Below are 16944 nucleotides of genomic sequence, written 5' to 3'. Positions count from 1 at the left end.
TAAGTTTGGTGTCAACGCGCGGTTGCAGATGCAAGACACGATGCAAGGGCGTGCGCTGCATCACGCTGCATCAGAAGCTCAGTTCCACGCCTGCCGTCGCCGTGCGTCCCGGCGCCGGCTGGCGGCCCCAGGGGCTGGTGTCGATGCCGCGGTACCAGTAGCGGCGGTCGAACAGGTTGTTCACCGCCAGCGTGCCCTTGAGCGTGCTGCTGCCGGCGCGCATCAGCGTGCGCGTGAGCTGCATGTTCCATACCCAGTACGACGGCAGTTCGCCGACGGAGGCGATGGCGTTCTCGCGCACCGTGTTCGCCGCATCGCTGTAGGCGCGGCTGAAGTAGTAGCTGGTGAGCGCGACGACGGTGTCGCCCGCGCCGTAGCTGGCGCCCAGGTTCAACTGGTTGCGCGAGGTATACGGCACGCGCCGGCCGGCGTACTGGCCCGATGCCTGGCTGGCGTCGAGATAGGCATAGCCGGCGCTGAGCTTGAGCGCGCGCAGGCCGGGCGGGCTCCATTCCAGTTCCAGTTCCGCGCCCTGGTGGCGGGTCTTGCCCAGGTTGGCGTAGGTGCGCGTGGTGTTGTCGAGCTGGATCTGCTTGTCGAAGTCGATGCGGTACACGTCGAGGTTGATGCTGGTGCCTTCGGCCGGCGTATAGCGCGCGCCGGCTTCGTAGTTCCAGGCCAGCTCGGAGTCGAGATTGTCGCCGTAGATGATCTGCGTCACCTGCGGCGCGCGCAGGGAACGCTGCGCGTCGGCATAGACGTACCACTGCGAGCTGGCCTTGTAGCCGACGGTGAGGCCGGGCAGGGCATTGCGCACGTTGTTCTGCGTGGTGCTGCCGTTGGCGCGGTTGAGGTAGGTGGAATCGAGATGCTCGTAGCGCAGGCCGGGCGTGATGGTCAGGCGGTCGTTGAACAGGCCGACCGCGTCGCTGACGTAGGCGGACCAGGCACGGTCCTTGAACTGCCAGTTGCGCACGAGTGTGTAGACCCCGTTATCCAGGCCGGTATTGCCGACGAGGAAGTCGATGTCCTCGTGCACCGCGCGCACGCCGGCCGTCCACTGCTGCGTGACATTGCCGGAGTCCACATGCAGCGCAATGCGCGGCTCGCTGCCATAGACCTTGAAGCCGCGCGGCGCGCTCTGCAGCAGCTGCGGCGCCAGGTCGGGGCGCCAGGTCTCGCTGGCGAGGCGGCGCATGCCCACGATGAAGTTGCGCGTGCTGTTGGCGCTGAAGTTGCTCCAGGTGAACTGCGACTGGTCGAACGGGCCCCAGGCGCCGAGATCCTGCTGGTAGGTGAGCGAGGCGCGAGTGGTGCGGCCGGTGAAGCGGTCCAGCGGGCGGGTGGCCTGGCGCGGGTTCTCCTCGTAGTCGGCTACCGACAGCGCGCCGGCCATGTCCATGTTCGCCACGTAGCGCTGCACGTCGGCCTTCAGCAGCTTGTCGTCGGCCAGCCACCATTCGGTGCGCAACCTTACGTTCTTCACGTCGGTGCCGCTGTGCTCGCGCCAGTACTGGCCCTTGTTCCAGTCGGCATCCAGCTGCAGGCCGAAGTCGGGCGTGAGGTAGCCGCCGGTGCTTACCGTGGTGTCGCGCAGGTAACGGCCCGCGCCGCCGGCGGTGATCTTCTCGCCCAGCGTGGTGGTCCAGCGCTCGGGGATCGGCTTGCTGACCAGGTTGATCACGCCGCCCACATTGTTGGGGCCGTACTGTACCGCCGCGCCGCCGCGCACGATGTCGATGCGGTCGACCTGGTTCATGGTCACCGGGAACAGCGACAGGCTGGTCTGGCCATACGGCGCCAGCGACAGCGGAATGCCGTCCTCCAGCACCTGCACGCGGCCGCTGCGGCTTTCGTACAGGCCGCGCAGCATGATCTGCGGCAGCACGCCGGTGCCGGTCTCGTCGAAGATCTTGATGCCCGGCACCTGCTGCAGGGCGTCGTCCAGCGAGCGGTTGGCGCCGGTGGCCAGTTCCTCGCTGCCGATCACCTTGCGGCTGCCGGCATAGGTGCGCACGTTCTCCTTCGACGACTGGCCCAGCACATTGCCCTGCACCTGCACGGCTTCGAGGTCGCGCGGCTTGTTCGGCGCGGTGGTGTCATCGGCGTGCGCGGCGGCGGCGCACAGCGCGCAGGCGATGGCGAGGCCGAGGAGATGCAGGCGGGGAAGACCGGTCACGTAGCGATTCCAATGCGGGGAGTGAGGGATCAGGGTTCGCGCAGGGCGCTGGCGCGCTCGCGCAGGGCGGCGAGCAGCAGGCCGCGGTCTTCGCCGGCGAGCATCCAGCGCACTTCGCGGCGGGCCCAATGGCGCAGCTGTTCGTCGTTGCGCGGGTTGGGGCAGAACGGAATGCCGGCTTCGTCGCAGCACTCGGCGATGCGCAGCAGGCGTTGCCACACTTCGGCGTGCAGCGGCTGCGGTCCAAGGCCGAGGTCGAGCGCGAGATCCAGCGCGCCTTCCATCACCAGCGAGATGCCAGGGACGGCGAGGATCCGCGGCAACGCGCGCACGCCGGCGTCGGTCTCGATCATCGGCACCACCAGGATGTCGCGGTTGGCCTGTTCGATGTAATCGGGCAGCGGCGTCTTGCCGAAGCCGGTGACGCGGCCGCCGGTGATGCCGCGCCGGCCCAGCGGCGGGAAGCGCGCGGCGGCGACGGCGTGTTCGGCCTGCTCGACCGTTTCCAGGCACGGGATCACCACGCCCCTGGCGCCGGCATCGAGCACGCGGCCGATCAGCTTCTCGTCCACCTCCGGCACGCGCACCCACGGTCCGCAACCGCCCAGCTCGCAGGCGCGGATGGCGTGCTGCAGCTGGTCGGGAGAGACCAGCAGGTGCTCCAGGTCGAGCAGGACGAAGTCGTAGCCGGCATGGCCCAGCATTTCGCACAGCAAGGGGCTGGGTACGGATTGCAGAAGTCCAATCGAGCGCGGCATGCGAACCCAGGTCCGGTGGGAAGGTGCGCAAGCATAGGTTTAATGAGAATGATTATCAACAAAACGTGTCCACGAAGCGTTGCCGATCGTCCGGATCCAGCTCCGCCAAGGCTTGCCGCATTCGGGTTGCCAAGTATTAGACCGGACGACTAGCATGCTCGGGCTGACATGGCAGGCGACACCTCATGAATGCTTCGCAGGAGTTCCCCCAACTCTTTGCGGCGGTCCAGCAACTCCGCGCGCGCAGCACGCCCGAGCCGGCCGCACTGGCCACCATTGTCCGCACCAGCGGTTCCACTTTTCGCCGGGCCGGCGCCCGCATGCTGGTGCATGCCAATGGCGAAGTGACCTGCGCGCTCGCCGGCGGCTGCCCCCAGCGCGACATCGTGCTGCGCGCCCAGCGCGCCATGGCCGAGCGCACGCCCGCGCTGGTGCCGTACAACCGCGAATCCAATCTGGACGTGCTGATGGAAGTCGGCTGCGGCGGCGAACTGGACGTGCTGATCGAGCCGCTGGTGCAGCCGGACGATTTCCAGTTCTTCGACGTGCTGGCCCGGCTGCACGACGAACGCGCGCCGGCCAGCGTCGCCACCGTGTTCTCGCGCGACGGCGCGGTGCACACGCCGCGCCCGTGGCGGCTGATCCGCCATGGCGCCGGGCATTGGACCGATATCCCCGCGCCGCAGCTGGCCCGGCGCATCCATGCGCTGGCCGACGGCCTGCCGGCCCACGGCGGCGCCGTGCTCGAACGCGCCGAAATGGACGGCGCGCAGATGGACGTGCTGCTGGAAGCCTGGCGGCCCAAGCCCGCGCTGGTGGTGGTCGGCTACAGCGAATGCGCGCTGGCGTTGTCGCGTTTGGCGCATGGCCTCGGTTGGCAGACCACGCTGGTCGAGCATGTCGCCGCGGCGCGCGGCCAGCTGGAAGGTGTCGGTGCGCAGCTCCATGCCGCGCCCGAAGCCTTGCCGGAACGGTTGCCGTTCGATCGCCAGACCGCGGTGGTGGTGATGACGCACCACTACGAACGCGACCTGGCCTACGTCCAGGCGCTCGCCCAGGTACCGCTGGCCTATCTCGGCGTGATCGGCTCGCGCGAGCGCGCTGCCCGCATCCACCGTGCCGTATCCGCTTCCGCCACGGCCATCCACGCTCCCGCGGGTCTCGATATCGGTTCGGAAACCGCGCAGGAAATCGCCCTCTCCGTCGCCGCCGAAATCATGGCCGCGATGCGCGCGCGTTCCGGCGCGCGGCTCAGCCGCACCGACGGGCCGATTCATTCATGACCGGCGCGCGCACCCTCGGCATCGTCCTGCTCGCCGCCGGCGGCGCGGTGCGCTACGGCTCGGCCAAGCAATTGCTGCCGATCGACGGCGAGCCGCTGGTGCGACGCATGGCGCGCGCGGCGCTGCAGGTGTCGCCGCGGGTCGCGGTGGTGGTCGGCGCCTATAAAGACGACGTCGAAGCCGCGCTCGATGGCCTGCCGCTCGATGCGGCCTTCCATGCCGGCTGGCCCTCCGGCATGGGCGGCTCGCTTGCCTTCGGCCTGGGACGCCTGCGCGAACGCCATCCGGAGCTGGCCGCCGTGATGGTGTGCTTATGCGACCAGCCGGCACTCGGCGCAACGCAGCTTCAAGCCTTGGCGAACGCAGCCACCGCTGACCTTATCGTCGCCGCGGACTACGGCGACGGTGTGCTCGGCGTGCCCTGCCTGTTCCCCGCGCGCTTCTTCCACGAACTGGAACTGCTGCACGGCCCGGAAGGCGCGCGCAGCCTGCTGATGGCTTATGCGGACCAGGTGCAGGCGCTGCCCATGCCCGAGGCCCGTATCGACATCGACACGCCGGACGACTACGAACGTTGGCGCACGGGCAGCGGATAGCCCGATCGAAGCCGTATCCCCGACATCGCCCATGCACAGACGCGGAGGCAACATGATCGTCCTGAATATCAACGGTGAATCCCGCTCGGTCGACGTCCCGGACGACATGCCCCTGCTATGGGTGCTGCGCGACGTGATCGGCCTGACCGGCACCAAGTTCGGCTGCGGCATCGCCCAGTGCGGCGCCTGCACAGTGCACCTGGATGGCGCGGCCGTGCGCTCCTGCGTGCTGCCCGTTTCCGCCGTGGGCAGCAAGGCCGTCACCACCATCGAAGGCGTCGGCGCCAGCGCGGTGGGCAAGAAGGTGCAGCAGGCCTGGCTGGATATCGAAGTGGTGCAATGCGGCTACTGCCAGTCGGGCCAGATCATGTCCGCCACCGCGCTGCTGGCGGCGACGCCGGAACCGAGCGACGCGGAGATCGACGTGGCCATGTCCGGCAATATCTGCCGCTGCGGCACCTATGTGCGCATCCGCGAAGCGATCAAGCAGGTGGCGACCGGCCAGAAGGTGGCGCCGCAGACCATTCCCAACGTAGCGCCAACAGCCAGCCCGGCTGCCGCGGCCGCCGCGCTGCTTTCCTTCGTTCGCGTGGAGGACATGGCATGAACGCGCGCTTCGGCGACCCCCTGGGCGAAGGCCGGCCCGACAACCCCTCGCGCCGCGAAGCGCTGAAGCTGGGCGGACTCGTGGTCGCCTTCCTGTGGCTGGGCGGCGGCGCCAAGGTGCTGGGCCGCGCGGTGGCGCAGGGGCCGGTGGCCGCGGGCGATCCGGCGTTCGCGCCGAATGCCTTTATCCGCGTCGGCGCGGATGGCTCGGTACATCTGGTGATGCCCAGCATCGAAATGGGGCAGGGCGCGTACACCGGCCAGGCCACCTTGCTGGCCGAAGAGATGGACCTGGGGCTGGACCAGATCGTGGTGGAGCATGCGCCCGCCAACCGCAAGCTTTACGCCAACCCCCTGCTGGGCGAGCAGGCCACGGGCGGCTCCACCACCATCCGCTACTGCTGGACCACAATGCGCCAGGCCGGCGCTGCCGCGCGCACCCTGCTGGTCAACGCCGCCGCGGCCAAATGGAAAGTGGACCCCGCGCAATGCACGGTGGCGCGCGGCGTGATCAGGCACGAGGCGAGCGGGCGCACCGTGGGCTACGGCGAAGTGGCCAATGCCGCCGCGCAATTGCCGGTGCCGGAAAAGGTGCAGGAAAAAGACCCCTCCGCCTTCGCCCTGATCGGCAAGCCGCTGCGCCGCGTCGACACCGCCGGCAAGGTCGACGGTTCGCTGCAGTTCGGCATCGACCTGCGCGTGCCGGACATGAAGATCGCCACGGTCAAGGCCTGTCCCACCTTCGGCGGCAAGCTGGTGGCGGTGGACGACAGCCGCGCGCGCCAGGTGCCGGGCTTCGTGGCGGTGCTGAAGATCGCCGATGCGGTGGCCGTGGTGGGCGAGCACTTCTGGGCCGCGAAGCAGGCGATGGAAGCGCTGGATATCACCTGGGACCACGGCCCCAACGCGCATTACTCCACCGAGCAGCTGTTCAAGGACCTGGCCGAGGCCTCGAAGAACGGTACGCCGATTCCCGGCAAGGCGGTCGGCAACGTCGACGGCGTCAAAGGCAAGGCGCTGGAAGCCACCTACCAATTGCCCTTGCTCGCGCACGCCACCCTGGAGCCGCAGAACGCCATCGTGCACGTGCGCCCCGACGGTTGCGATATCTGGACCGGCACCCAGGTACCGGCGCGCTGCGTCGATGTCGCCGCCAAGCTCACCGGCCTGAAGCCGGAAACCATCGTGGTGCACAACCAGTACATGGGCGGCGGCTTCGGGCGGCGCCTGTTCGAGGATCCGGTCGAGCAGGCCGTGGCCTTCGCGCGCCAGGTGAGCTATCCGCTGAAAGTGGTGTGGACGCGCGAGGAGGACATCGCGCACGACCGCTTCCGCCCGGCCTACTACGACCGCATCGCCGCCACCCTCGGCGACGACGGCAAGCCGCTGGCGTGGACGCACCGCATCACCAGCGGCTCGGTGCTCGCCACCTTCGCGCCGGGTGCGATGGCCAAGAACGGCATGGACTCGGACGCGATCGAATGCGCCGCCGACCTGCCGTACGAATTCCCCAACGTCAAAGTGGAATGGGTGCGGCACGACCCGCCGGACGGCCTGCACCTGGGCTGGTGGCGCGGCGTCGGTCCCGTGCACAACGTGTTCGTGATCGAGAGCTTTATCGACGAGCTCGCGCATGCCGCGAACAAGGACCCGCTGGCCTATCGCCGCGACCTGCTGCAGAAGAACCCGCGCGCCCTGGCGGTGCTGAACCTGGCTGCCGAAAAAGCCGGCTGGGGCAAGGGCAGCCTGCCGGCGCGCGTCGGCCGCGGCGTGGCGGTGGCGGCGCCGTTCGGCAGTTACCTGTGCGTGATCGTCGAGGCGGAGGTGTCACCGCAGGGCGAGGTGAAGTTGCGCCGCGCGGTCGCCGCGGTCGACTGCGGCGTCGCGGTCAATCCCAATACGGTGGAGGCGCAGATTCAGGGCGGCCTGATCTTCGGCTGGACCACCGCGCTGTACAACGGCATCACGCTGAAGAACGGCACCGTGCAGCAGCACAATTTCAACGACTACCGCATGATGCGCATCAACGAGACGCCCGCGCTCGAAGTGCATCTGGTCGACAGCAAGGAAACCCCCGGCGGCATCGGCGAGACCGGCACCGTGATGGCTTTCCCCGCGCTGTTCAATGCCGTGTTCGCCGCCACCGGCGTGCGGCTGCGCAGCTATCCCATCGACCGCGCCGCGCTGGTGCAGGGCGCCGAGGCGCTCAAGGCGGTGGTCACCCAAGCGTCCGATCATGGCCAGGCGCAGGAGGGCAAGGTATGAAACTCGTGCGCGCTGTATTGGCGCTGGTCGCCATCGTCATCGTTGCCGCGGTGGCCTTCACCGCCTACGCCTGGTTCATCGTGCGCGACGGCAAGGAAACCGGCGCACCGCAACCGGCGGTTGCCGGTGCGCCGGCCAGCATCACCGACCCGATCGCGCGTGGCGAATACCTTACCCGCGCGGCCGATTGCGCGGCCTGCCACACCGTGCCAGGCGGCCAGCCGTTCACCGGCGGCCTGGCCTTCAAGATGCCGTTCGGCACGATCTACTCGACCAATATCACCGCCGACAAGGAAACCGGCATCGGCGACTGGAGCGATGACGAGTTCGTGCGCGCGCTGCATGCCGGCGTGCGCAAGGATGGCCAGCCGCTGTATCCGGCTTTCCCGTACACCTCGTATACGGCGCTCAGCCGCGATGACGTGCTCGCCATCAAGGCTTATCTGTTCAGCCTGCCGCCCAAGCATGCGCCGGCGACGCCGAACGAGCTGTCGTTCCCATTCAACCAGCGCTGGGGCTTGAGCGTGTGGAACGCGCTGTTCCTGAAGAAGGAGCGCTTCCAGCCGGTGCAGGGCAAATCCGAGGCATGGAACCGCGGCGCCTACCTGGCCACGGCGCTGGGGCATTGCGACGAATGCCATACGCCGCGCAATGCCATGTACGCGCTGAAGAGCAGCCAGGCCTTGTCCGGCGAAGTGCTGCAAGGCTGGAAGGCCTACAACATCACGCCCGACAAGACCTATGGCATCGGCAACTGGAGCGAGCAGCAACTGGCCGATTATCTGTCCAAGGGCCATGCCGGCGGCCGCGGCACCGCTTCCGGCCCGATGGGCGAAGTGGTGCAGAACAGCCTGCAATACCTCAGCCAGGAAGATATCGCCGCGCTGGTCACCTATCTGCGCGAGGCAAAACCGCAACAGGGCAGTGCGGGCACGGAGGTGAACGAGCGCCCGGCCCTGGCCTTGGCGTCGACGGCCAACGCTCCGGGTGCGGAGGAGCTGGCGCAGGGCGGCCTGGGGCAGCACCTGTTCCAGGGCGCCTGCGCCGCTTGCCATGCGTGGAACGGGCAGGGGCGGCAGGTCGAGGCGGCGGCGCTGCTGGGGACACAGGCGGCCAACGATCCGGAAGCGCACAACCTCACCCAGGTGATCCTGCAGGGCTCGACCTTGCGCACCATGCATGGGGAGACCTCGATGCCGTCCTTCGGCCAGGCCTATACCGACGCGGAGGTGGCCGCGCTGGGCAACTTCGTGCTGGTGCACTTCGGCGGCAAGCCGGCGACGCTGACGGCGGACGAAGTGGCAAAGCGCCGCACGCCGTAGGTTGGGGTGAGCCAAGGGCGAACCCCAACACCACGATGATCATGCGCGCTGCGTTGGGGTTCGCCTCTCGGCTCACCCCAACCTACGCTGGCGCGTCCGGCATGGTGCGGGACATAAAACGCTTGGTGTAGCAGCCTCCCAGCGCCCATACTTCAACCTGTGCATCAGCCACCGCCGAAGCCTGCGGCTCGTGCGTCCAGACGGGATGATTGTTAATTGAACGTGATGCCTTCCATGCGCCATCCGCGAGGGAAAACGCGCGCGCTTTTGCGAGGCGCGGGAGCGGCGTCATGAACGTGCTGTCCGATCGCTATGGCCGCCACTTCCCTTATCTGCGCCTGTCGATCATCCCCGCCTGCAATTTCCGCTGCACCTACTGCCTGCCCAACGGCTACCACGCCGACCCGGCGGCCACCGCACCGCTGACCTTGGCGGAAATCGCGCGCCTGCTGCGCGGCTTCGCCGCGGTGGGCATGCACAAGCTGCGCATCACCGGCGGCGAGCCGTCGGTGCGGCACGACCTGACCGAGGTGCTGCGTACCGCCGCCGCCATTCCCGGCGTGCGCAAGCTGGCGATGACCACCAATGGCACCTTGCTGTCGCGCCGGCTGGGCGAATGGATGGACGCGGGGCTCAACGCCATCAACGTGAGCGTGGACAGCCTCGACCGCGCCAGCTTCGCGCGCATCACCGGCCACGACCGCCTGGACGACATCCTCGCCGGCATCGACCAGGCCGTGGCGGCGGGCCTGCCGTCGGTGAAGCTCAACGCCGTGCTGCTGCGCGACGTCAACGACCATGAGCTGCCCGCGTGGCTCGACTATCTGCGCGACCGCCCGGTGGGCCTGCGCTTTATCGAATTGATGCAGACCGGCGACACGCTGGCCTTCTTCCGCGAACGCCACGTGCGCGCCGAAACGCTGGAAACGCAACTGCAGGACGCCGGCTGGGAACTGCTGCCGCGCGCCGCCGATGCTGGCCCCGCGCGCGAATACCGCCACACCGGTTACGCCGGCCGCATCGGCATCATCGCGCCGTATTCCAAGGATTTCTGCGCCGGCTGCAACCGCCTGCGCGTCACCGCCACCGGCGACCTGCGCCTGTGCCTGTTCGGCGAGTTCGGCATTCCGCTGCGTCCGCTGCTGCAGCAGGACGACCAGCTCGAAGCGCTGGTGCGCGCGATCGGCGGCCAGCTGGTGCGCAAGGAAGAGACGCACCACCTGCACGAAGGCCGCACCGGCATCACACCTCATCTGGCATCCACCGGAGGCTGATCCATGCTCGAACGCGATACGCGCGTCACCCCGCTCTTATGAGTGCCCGCTCTTATGAGTAATTTCCATATGGCCGACGTGCGCCGCAAGCGCGCCACTGCGCGGCGCGCCGTGGCTGTCGGAGAGTTGTACGCAGGCAGCGCCTATGAAGATCTCGCGCATGGCCGCCTGCCCAAGGGCGACGCCATCGCCATGGCCCAGATCGCCGGCCTGCAAGGCGCGAAGAACGCATCGCAGCTGATGCCGCTATGCCATCCGCTGCCGCTGGAATACATCGACCTGCGCTGCGAGCGCGTGCCGGAACGCCAGTCCATCCGCGTGTACTGCGAAGTGGCCACCTTCGCCCGCACCGGCGTGGAGATGGAAGCGCTGGCCGGCGTCAGCGCGGCCCTGCTCACCTTGTACGACCTGACCAAGCCGGTGCAGCCGGCCTTGTCGATGGGCGGCACGCGCCTGCTGTTCAAGGAAGGCGGCAAGAAAGGCCTGTGGCTGCATCCGGACGGCATGAGCGATGCCGAGCGCGAACACTATCGTCCGCGCGCATCCGCCGGGCTTGAAGGCGTAGCCGCTGCCGTGATCACGCTCAGCGACCGCGCCAGCCGCGGCGATTACGAAGACGTCTCCGGCCCCTTGCTGGTGGAACGCCTGCGCGCGCTCGGCGCCGAGGTCGGCGCCGCCGAACTGCGTCCCGACGAGGAAGAAGGCCTGGCCGCGCGCCTGCGCGAACTCGCCGCCGATGGCACGCGCCTGGTGCTGTGCACCGGCGGCACCGGCCTGGCGCCGCGCGACCGCACGCCCGAAGCGCTGGCGCGCGTGGCCGACCGCCACGTCGCCGGCATCGGCGAACTGTTCCGCAGCGAGAGCGGCCGCCATACGCCGATGGCCTGGCTGAGCCGCGCCGACGCGGTGCTGGTAGGCGGCACCCTGGTGATCGCGCTGCCCGGCAGCGCCAAGGCGGTGGCCGAAGGTATGGACATTCTCGCGCCGATCCTCAAGCACGCACTGGACATGGCGGCCGGCGGAGGCCACGCATGAGCCACCAGCTGCTCGAGCCGGACGAGGCCGTGCGCATCGTCCTGGAACACTGCACGCAGGCGCCGGCGGAAGATTGCTGGAGCGAACTGGCGCTGGGGCGCGTGCTGCGCGAGCCGGTGGTCAGCGGCGCCGCGGTCCCGCCGTTCGACAACTCCGCGATGGACGGCTATGCGCTGGGCGGCGGCGCCGAACCCTTGCCAGCCGGCAGCGAATGGCTGGTGGAAGGCGAGCAGGCGGCCGGCGATGCCATGCGCGGCCGCGCGCGCGGCGCCTGGGAAATCATGACCGGCGCGGCGATGCCCGAGGGGCTGGACCGCGTGATCCCGGTCGAGCAGACCGAACGGCTGGAAGCGCCGCATCGCGTGCGCCTGCTGACCGACGTGGCGGTGGGGCAGAACGTGCGCCTGGCCGGTTCGGACGTCGCCATCGGCGAGACCGTGCTGGCCGCGGGTACGCTGCTGGGGCCGCAGCATCTGATGCTGCTGGCCTCGCTGGGCGTGGCGAAGCTCAGCGTCACCGCGCGTCCGCGGGTAGCGGCGCTGTGCACCGGGCGCGAACTGGTCGACGACCCCGCCGTGCCATTGGCGCCGGGGCAGATCCGCAACTCCAACGGCCCTTTCCTCGCCGCGTGCATACCCGCGGCCGGCGCCGAACTGGCGCACGCCGAAACGGTGGGCGACGACGTCGACGCCTTTCTCGATGCGGTCGACCGCGCCCGCGCGGCCGGCGCGCGCATCATCATTTCCACCGGCGCCGTGTCGATGGGGCGCTACGACTTCGTGCCGGTGGCGCTGGAACGGCTGGGCGCGCAGGTGCTGTTCCACAAGGTGGCGATCCGCCCCGGCAAGCCGCTGCTGTTCGCGCGCCTGCCGGACGGCACGCTGTTCTTCGGCCTGCCGGGCAATCCGGTCGCGGTGGCGGTGGGCCTGCGCTTCTTCGTGGAGCCGGCGCTGCGCGCGATGCTCGGCCTTGCGCGCGAGCGGCCCTGGCAGGTGCCGCTGGCCGCGCCCTTCGTCAAGAAGCCGCGCCTGCATTTCTATCTGAAGTCGCAGCTGGCGGTGGACGAGCGCGGACAGTTGTCGGCCATCGCGCTGCACGGCCAGGAGTCGTACCGCATCCGCCCGCTGGCGGATGCCAATGCCTGGGTGCATATCCCGCTCGATGCCGGCGAGCTGCCTGCTGGCACCTTGGTCGAGGTCCATGGGCTGGGCCATCTGGAAAGTCCGTCGTGGGGTCGCGCATGAAAACCCGGATCGCCCTGTACGGCGCGCTGCGCGAAGCGGACGCTCGCGGTTATCTGGAACTGGACGTGCCGCCCAGCAGCAGCATCGCCGAGCTGCGCGAGCTGCTGGCGGCGCATCTGCGCGAGCATGCGCCGCAGGTGAATGCGGGGCTGGTGCGCATCTCGGCCTTCGCCAGCGCGGAGGAGATACTGCACAACCACCGCGAGGTGCCCGAGGGTGTCGAATTGGCGGTGCTGCCGCCGGTCAGCGGAGGTTGAGCGTGGAAAGCGTGATGGACGATCTGCACCTGGCGGTGGTCGAACGCGCCGAGGCCGCGCTGGACGTGGCCGCTGCGCTGGACTTCGTGTCGGACCCGCGCTTCGGCGGTATCGCGGTCTTCGTCGGCAAGGTGCGCGACTTCAATGTCGGCCGCCACGTGGTCGGCATCAGCTACGACCTGTTCGTGCCGCTGGCCCTGCGCACCTTCCAGGCCATCGGCGAACGCGCGCGCGCCGAGGTGGGCGCGCCGCTGAAGCTGTACATCGCCCACGCCAAGGGCGACCTGGGCCTGGGCGACCTCGCCGTGGTGGTTGCCGCGGGCACGCCGCATCGTGCCGAAGCGTTCCGCGCCTGCCGGCTGGCGATCGAAGCGGTCAAGCACGAGGCGCCGATCTGGAAACAGGAGCATTACGTCGACGGCGACAGCGCCTGGAGCGAAGGCTGCTCGCTGTGCGAAGCCTCGGCGGAAGAAACGCACGACACGGCCGGGCATGGCGGTCATGGGCACGCCCACTGAGCCGCCGCGCTGCCTGGGCGTGGTGCTGGCGGGCGGGCTGTCCTCGCGGATGGGGCGGGACAAGGCGCTGCTGTCCTGGCGCGGCAGGCCGCTGATCGAGCATCAGCTCGAGGTGTTGCGCGAAGCCGGTGTGGACGAAGCGCGCGTCAGCGGCATGCGCCCGGATTACCAGGGTGTCGCCGATGCCACGCCGCAGGCGGGGCCACTGGGCGGCTTGGCTGGCATCGCGCAGGCGGTGATCGGCGATGCCGACCTGCTGGTGATTCCGGTCGACATGCCGCTGCTGCAAGCCAACCTGCTGCAGCGCTTGCGGAGCGAGCAGCCGCAGGCATCCAGTGTCTCTTTTGCCGGCCACGTGCTGCCGCTGCGCTTGCGCTTGAATACGCGCAGCCGCGAGGCTTTGGCGGAGCTGATGTCGCGCGGCGACCCGCGCCGGCGCTCGCTGCGCGCCCTGCAGTCCGCGCTCGGCCACGTGGAGCTGGCGCTGGGTGCCGGCGAAGCCGCGCAGCTGGCCGACTGCAATACCGAAACCCAATGGAACGAGGTGGCCGGATGAAGTTGCAACTGCAGGGCCAGACATTGCGCCTGCGCATCGACGAAGCGGAGCTGGCGCAACTGCTGGGCGGCGCCGCGGTGGGCAATCGCACGCGCTGGCCGGATGGCCGGCTGGAAAGCCAGCAACTGATCCTGGGCGATGCCCATGGCTGGCAGCGCCATGCCGACGGTTGGCAGGTGGCATTGAACGGCGCCGACGTGCGCGCCTTCGCCGCGCGCCTGCCCAGCCGCGACGGTCTGGAGCTTGCCTTGCCGGTACCCGGCGGCGAGCCGCTGCAACTGTTGTTCGACGTGGACGTGCGCGACAGCGTGCGGCAGCGCCGCGGCAAGAAGGAGGAGGGGGCATGAAACGCGGATATCGTCTCCTGGCGCGCTGGCTGTCGCCGCTGCTGTTGCTGTCCGCCGCGGCGGTGCTGGCAACGGACGCGCCGGTGCTGCGCGTGGCCTACGCCGGCTCGATGGGCGTGCTGATGGACCAGTCGCTCGGTCCGGCCTTCGCCAAGGCGCACGGCGCGCGCTTCGAAGGCGTGGGGCAGGGTTCGTTCGCGCTGGCGCGCCTGCTGGCCGGCAAGCAGATGCAGGCCGACGTGTTCGTCGCCATCACGCCGCCGCCGATGAAGGTGGTGCGCGATGCGGGGCTCGCCGGGCGGGCGGTGCCGGTGGCGAGTACGCGCATGGTGGTGATCTATGGCCCCAAGAGCCGTTTCGCCAAGGATTTCGAGGCGGCGGCCAAGGGCAGGAAGACCTGGTACGAAGTGCTGCGGCAATCCGGCCTGCGCATCGGGCGCACCGATCCCGCCGTCGATCCGCAGGGTGCCAACGCCTTGCTGACCTTGCAGCTGGCCGAGACCTATTACCACCAGCCCGGTCTGCTGAAGGACATCGCCGGCGAGCTGCAGAACCCGCAGCAGATCTTCGCCGAGCCTTCGCTGATGTCGCGCCTGGAGGCCGGCCAGATCGATGCCGCCGTGGGCTACGCCAGCGCGGCGTTCTCGCATCATCTGCCCACTATCGATCTGCCCGACGAGATCAACCTCGCGCAGCCGTCCCTGCAGGAAGCCTGGTACGGCAAGGCCAATCTCACCCTGGCCGACGGCAAGGTGCTGAAGGCGCAGCCGCTGGTGTTCTATGCCGCCGTGCTGACCGATGCGAAGCAGGCGCAGCTGGCCGCCGACTTCGTGCAGCTGCTGCAGTCGGCCGCGGGGCAGGCGATGCTGCGCGAACGCGGCTACGACCCGCCGCACGGCGAGGCGCTGTGAGCTCAGCGACCGGCATGGCGCGCTATCGTCCGCGGCTTTCCGCGCTGCCGGCGGCGCTGGCCTTGCTGCTGCTGGCCACGCCGTTCGTCGGCCTGCTGCTGGCCACCGACTGGCGGCATTTCGGTTTCGCGCATGGCGACGGCGGCGCGGTGCGCGTGTCGCTGGGCTACAGCCTGATCGCGCTGCTGCCGATCGTGGCGCTGGGCACGCCGCTGGCGTGGTGGCTGGCGCGGCATCGCGTGCGCGGGCAATGGCTGGTCGATGCGCTGCTGCTGGTCTCGCTGCTGACGCCGCCGCTGGCGATGGGCCTGCTGCTGGCGTCGATGTACGGGCCTTATGGCCCGGCCGGCCATCTGCTGGAACGTGCCGGCGTGCTGCTGACCAATTCGGCGCCGGCCTTCATCCTGGCGCAGTTCTACGCGGCGCTGCCGTATTACGTGATGGCCGCGCGCACCGCTTTCGAAGGCGTGCCGCGCGAGCTGGAACAGATCGCGCTCACGCTGGGCTATTCGCCCTGGCGCAGCTTCGTCCACGTCAGCCTGCCGCTGGCGCGGCTGGGGCTGGCCGCCGCGGTGGCCTTGGCGTGGGTGCGCGCGCTGGGCGAGTTCGGCGCGGTGCTGATCGTGGCGTATTACCCGCAGGGCATCCCGGTGAAGCTGTGGGTGAACCTGCAGGACATCGGCCTGGATGCGGTGTATCCGCTGCTGTGGGTGTTCTTCCTGGCGGCGCTGCCCATGCCGCTGGTGCTGGGCATGGCCGTGCGCAGGCGCCTGGCGTGATGCGCATCGACTACCGCATCGAGCAGCCGGTGGCGCTGCATGCCAGCTTCGAAGTCGCCGGCTTCACCGTGCTGCTGGGCGCGAGCGGCGAGGGCAAGACCTTGCTGCTGTCGGCGATCGCGGGGCTGATCGCGGCGCGCGGCAAACCGTTCGACGGGCTGCCGCCGCAGCAGCGTGCGGTGGGTTATCTGCCGCAGGGCCACGCGCTGTTTCCGCACCTGCGAGCGTGGGAGAACGTTGCTTTCAGCCTGCGCGGCGCGCAGCGGCGAGCGCAGGCGCTCCAGTGGCTGGAGCGCGTGGGCATGGCCGATCTGGCCGAACGCTGGCCGGCCTCGTTGTCCGGTGGGCAACAGCAGCGCGTGGCCTTGGCGCGCGCACTCGCGCGCAAGCCGAGCCTGCTGCTGCTGGACGAACCCACCTCGGCGCTGGACCCGGTCACGCGCGACGAAGTGCTGGCCGAACTGATTGCCGAAGTGCACGAGGCCGGCATTCCCGCCCTGGCGGTGAGCCACGATCCGGCGCTCGCCGCGGTGGCCGACCGCCTGGTGCTGATGCACGGCCGCCGCATCGTGCAGATCGGCACGCCCGAAGAGGTGCATGCGCAACCGGCGAGCGGCGCGGTGGCGCGGCTGCTGGGGCTGCGCAACGTGCAGCGTGGCCGCGTCGTCGGCTCACCCGGGGCGCAGCGCCTGTCCTGGCCCGAAGCCGAAGCCAGCTTGCCGCTGGAGACGCCGCTGCCCGATGGCACCTTGGTCGATTGGCATATCGCGCCGGCGGCGGTGCGGCTGCACGATCAGTCCGTCGCGCCAGCGGATGCCATTCCCGCCGCGTTCGAACTGCGCCAGACCGCGCCGCACCGCAGCTATCTGGGCATGCGCTGCGGCCAGGCGCGGTTGTGGGTGGAACCGCCGGCGGGCTACGAGTTGCCGGCGGCAAGCGCGGTGTCCTTGCCGCCACAGGCGATCCGTTGCTGGCCCGTGGAAAACGGCAGCTAGACATGCGCATCCCTGGCCC

Annotated in this window: 16 protein-coding genes and 1 pseudogene; 15 read left to right on the top strand and 2 right to left on the bottom strand. The window is 69.4% G+C overall.

Annotated features, from left to right (window positions below; all coding sequences use genetic code 11):
- Positions 1 to 70: 70 nt before the first annotated feature.
- The gene (locus FHW85_RS14575) at positions 71 to 2128 is read right to left on the bottom strand and encodes a TonB-dependent siderophore receptor (RefSeq protein WP_246866779.1); all 2058 of its coding nucleotides are present in this window, start codon (positions 2126 to 2128) and stop codon (positions 71 to 73) included.
- An 80-nt stretch (positions 2129 to 2208) separates the two neighbouring features.
- Positions 2209 to 2937, bottom strand: a complete 729-nt coding sequence (locus FHW85_RS14570) for an aldolase/citrate lyase family protein (protein WP_168648724.1) — start codon at positions 2935 to 2937, stop codon at positions 2209 to 2211.
- Positions 2938 to 3122: 185 nt separating this feature from the next.
- On the opposite strand from FHW85_RS14570, the gene FHW85_RS14565 reads away from it, so the two are divergent.
- The 15 genes and pseudogenes from FHW85_RS14565 (at position 3123) to FHW85_RS14495 (ending at position 16925) form a co-directional block, all read left to right on the top strand.
- On the top strand, positions 3123 to 4220 hold the full coding sequence (locus FHW85_RS14565) for an XdhC/CoxI family protein (RefSeq protein ID WP_168648723.1): 1098 nt from the start codon (positions 3123 to 3125) through the stop codon (positions 4218 to 4220).
- Complete coding sequence (locus tag FHW85_RS14560; RefSeq protein ID WP_168648722.1) at positions 4217 to 4816, top strand: nucleotidyltransferase family protein; 600 nt, start codon at positions 4217 to 4219, stop codon at positions 4814 to 4816. Before FHW85_RS14565 ends, FHW85_RS14560 begins: the two co-directional genes overlap by 4 nt.
- 52 nt (positions 4817 to 4868) lie before the next feature.
- Positions 4869 to 5312, top strand: a pseudogene (locus tag FHW85_RS14555) ((2Fe-2S)-binding protein); the annotation flags it as partial.
- 107 nt (positions 5313 to 5419) lie between these two features.
- Positions 5420 to 7687, top strand: coding sequence for a xanthine dehydrogenase family protein molybdopterin-binding subunit (locus FHW85_RS14550; protein ID WP_168648720.1), 2268 nt, complete (start codon positions 5420 to 5422; stop codon positions 7685 to 7687).
- Positions 7684 to 9009 carry a cytochrome c gene (locus FHW85_RS14545; protein WP_168648719.1) on the top strand — a complete coding sequence of 442 codons (1326 nt, stop codon included), beginning with the start codon at positions 7684 to 7686 and terminating at the stop codon, positions 9007 to 9009. The genes FHW85_RS14550 and FHW85_RS14545 overlap by 4 nt, the downstream gene beginning before the upstream one ends.
- 290 nt (positions 9010 to 9299) lie before the next feature.
- Positions 9300 to 10283 (top strand): GTP 3',8-cyclase MoaA, encoded by a 984-nt coding sequence (gene moaA, locus FHW85_RS14540; protein ID WP_167256198.1) that lies wholly within the window; start codon positions 9300 to 9302, stop codon positions 10281 to 10283.
- Positions 10284 to 10337: 54 nt separating this feature from the next.
- Positions 10338 to 11318, top strand: coding sequence for a bifunctional molybdenum cofactor biosynthesis protein MoaC/MoaB (gene moaCB / locus FHW85_RS14535; RefSeq protein ID WP_246866769.1), 981 nt, complete (start codon positions 10338 to 10340; stop codon positions 11316 to 11318).
- Complete coding sequence (gene glp, locus FHW85_RS14530; protein ID WP_246866768.1) at positions 11315 to 12562, top strand: gephyrin-like molybdotransferase Glp; 1248 nt, start codon at positions 11315 to 11317, stop codon at positions 12560 to 12562. The genes moaCB and glp overlap by 4 nt, the downstream gene beginning before the upstream one ends.
- Positions 12559 to 12819, top strand: a complete 261-nt coding sequence (locus tag FHW85_RS14525; protein WP_168648718.1) for a MoaD/ThiS family protein — start codon at positions 12559 to 12561, stop codon at positions 12817 to 12819. Before glp ends, FHW85_RS14525 begins: the two co-directional genes overlap by 4 nt.
- Before the next feature lie 14 nt (positions 12820 to 12833).
- Positions 12834 to 13337: a molybdenum cofactor biosynthesis protein MoaE gene (locus FHW85_RS14520; protein WP_167256194.1), complete on the top strand. Its 504-nt coding sequence runs from the start codon at positions 12834 to 12836 to the stop codon at positions 13335 to 13337.
- Positions 13321 to 13893, top strand: coding sequence for a molybdenum cofactor guanylyltransferase (locus tag FHW85_RS14515; protein WP_168648717.1), 573 nt, complete (start codon positions 13321 to 13323; stop codon positions 13891 to 13893). The genes FHW85_RS14520 and FHW85_RS14515 overlap by 17 nt, the downstream gene beginning before the upstream one ends.
- Positions 13890 to 14240 carry a hypothetical protein gene (locus tag FHW85_RS14510; protein WP_168648716.1) on the top strand — a complete coding sequence of 117 codons (351 nt, stop codon included), beginning with the start codon at positions 13890 to 13892 and terminating at the stop codon, positions 14238 to 14240. Before FHW85_RS14515 ends, FHW85_RS14510 begins: the two co-directional genes overlap by 4 nt.
- Positions 14237 to 15151, top strand: coding sequence for an extracellular solute-binding protein (locus tag FHW85_RS14505; protein ID WP_168648715.1), 915 nt, complete (start codon positions 14237 to 14239; stop codon positions 15149 to 15151). The genes FHW85_RS14510 and FHW85_RS14505 overlap by 4 nt, the downstream gene beginning before the upstream one ends.
- Entirely contained in the window at positions 15148 to 15930 is a 783-nt protein-coding gene (locus tag FHW85_RS14500) for an ABC transporter permease subunit (RefSeq protein WP_210427809.1), read from the top strand. The genes FHW85_RS14505 and FHW85_RS14500 overlap by 4 nt, the downstream gene beginning before the upstream one ends.
- A complete protein-coding gene (locus FHW85_RS14495) occupies positions 15930 to 16925 on the top strand; it encodes an ABC transporter ATP-binding protein (protein WP_168648714.1) in 996 nt (331 codons plus the stop codon). The genes FHW85_RS14500 and FHW85_RS14495 overlap by 1 nt, the downstream gene beginning before the upstream one ends.
- The last annotated feature ends 19 nt before the right edge of the window (positions 16926 to 16944 follow it).

Origin of the sequence: Dyella sp. SG609 (assembly GCF_012275375.1) — a bacterium.
Classification (GTDB): domain Bacteria; phylum Pseudomonadota; class Gammaproteobacteria; order Xanthomonadales; family Rhodanobacteraceae; genus Dyella_D; species Dyella_D marensis.
This window is presented reverse-complemented; position numbering and strand designations above follow the sequence as displayed.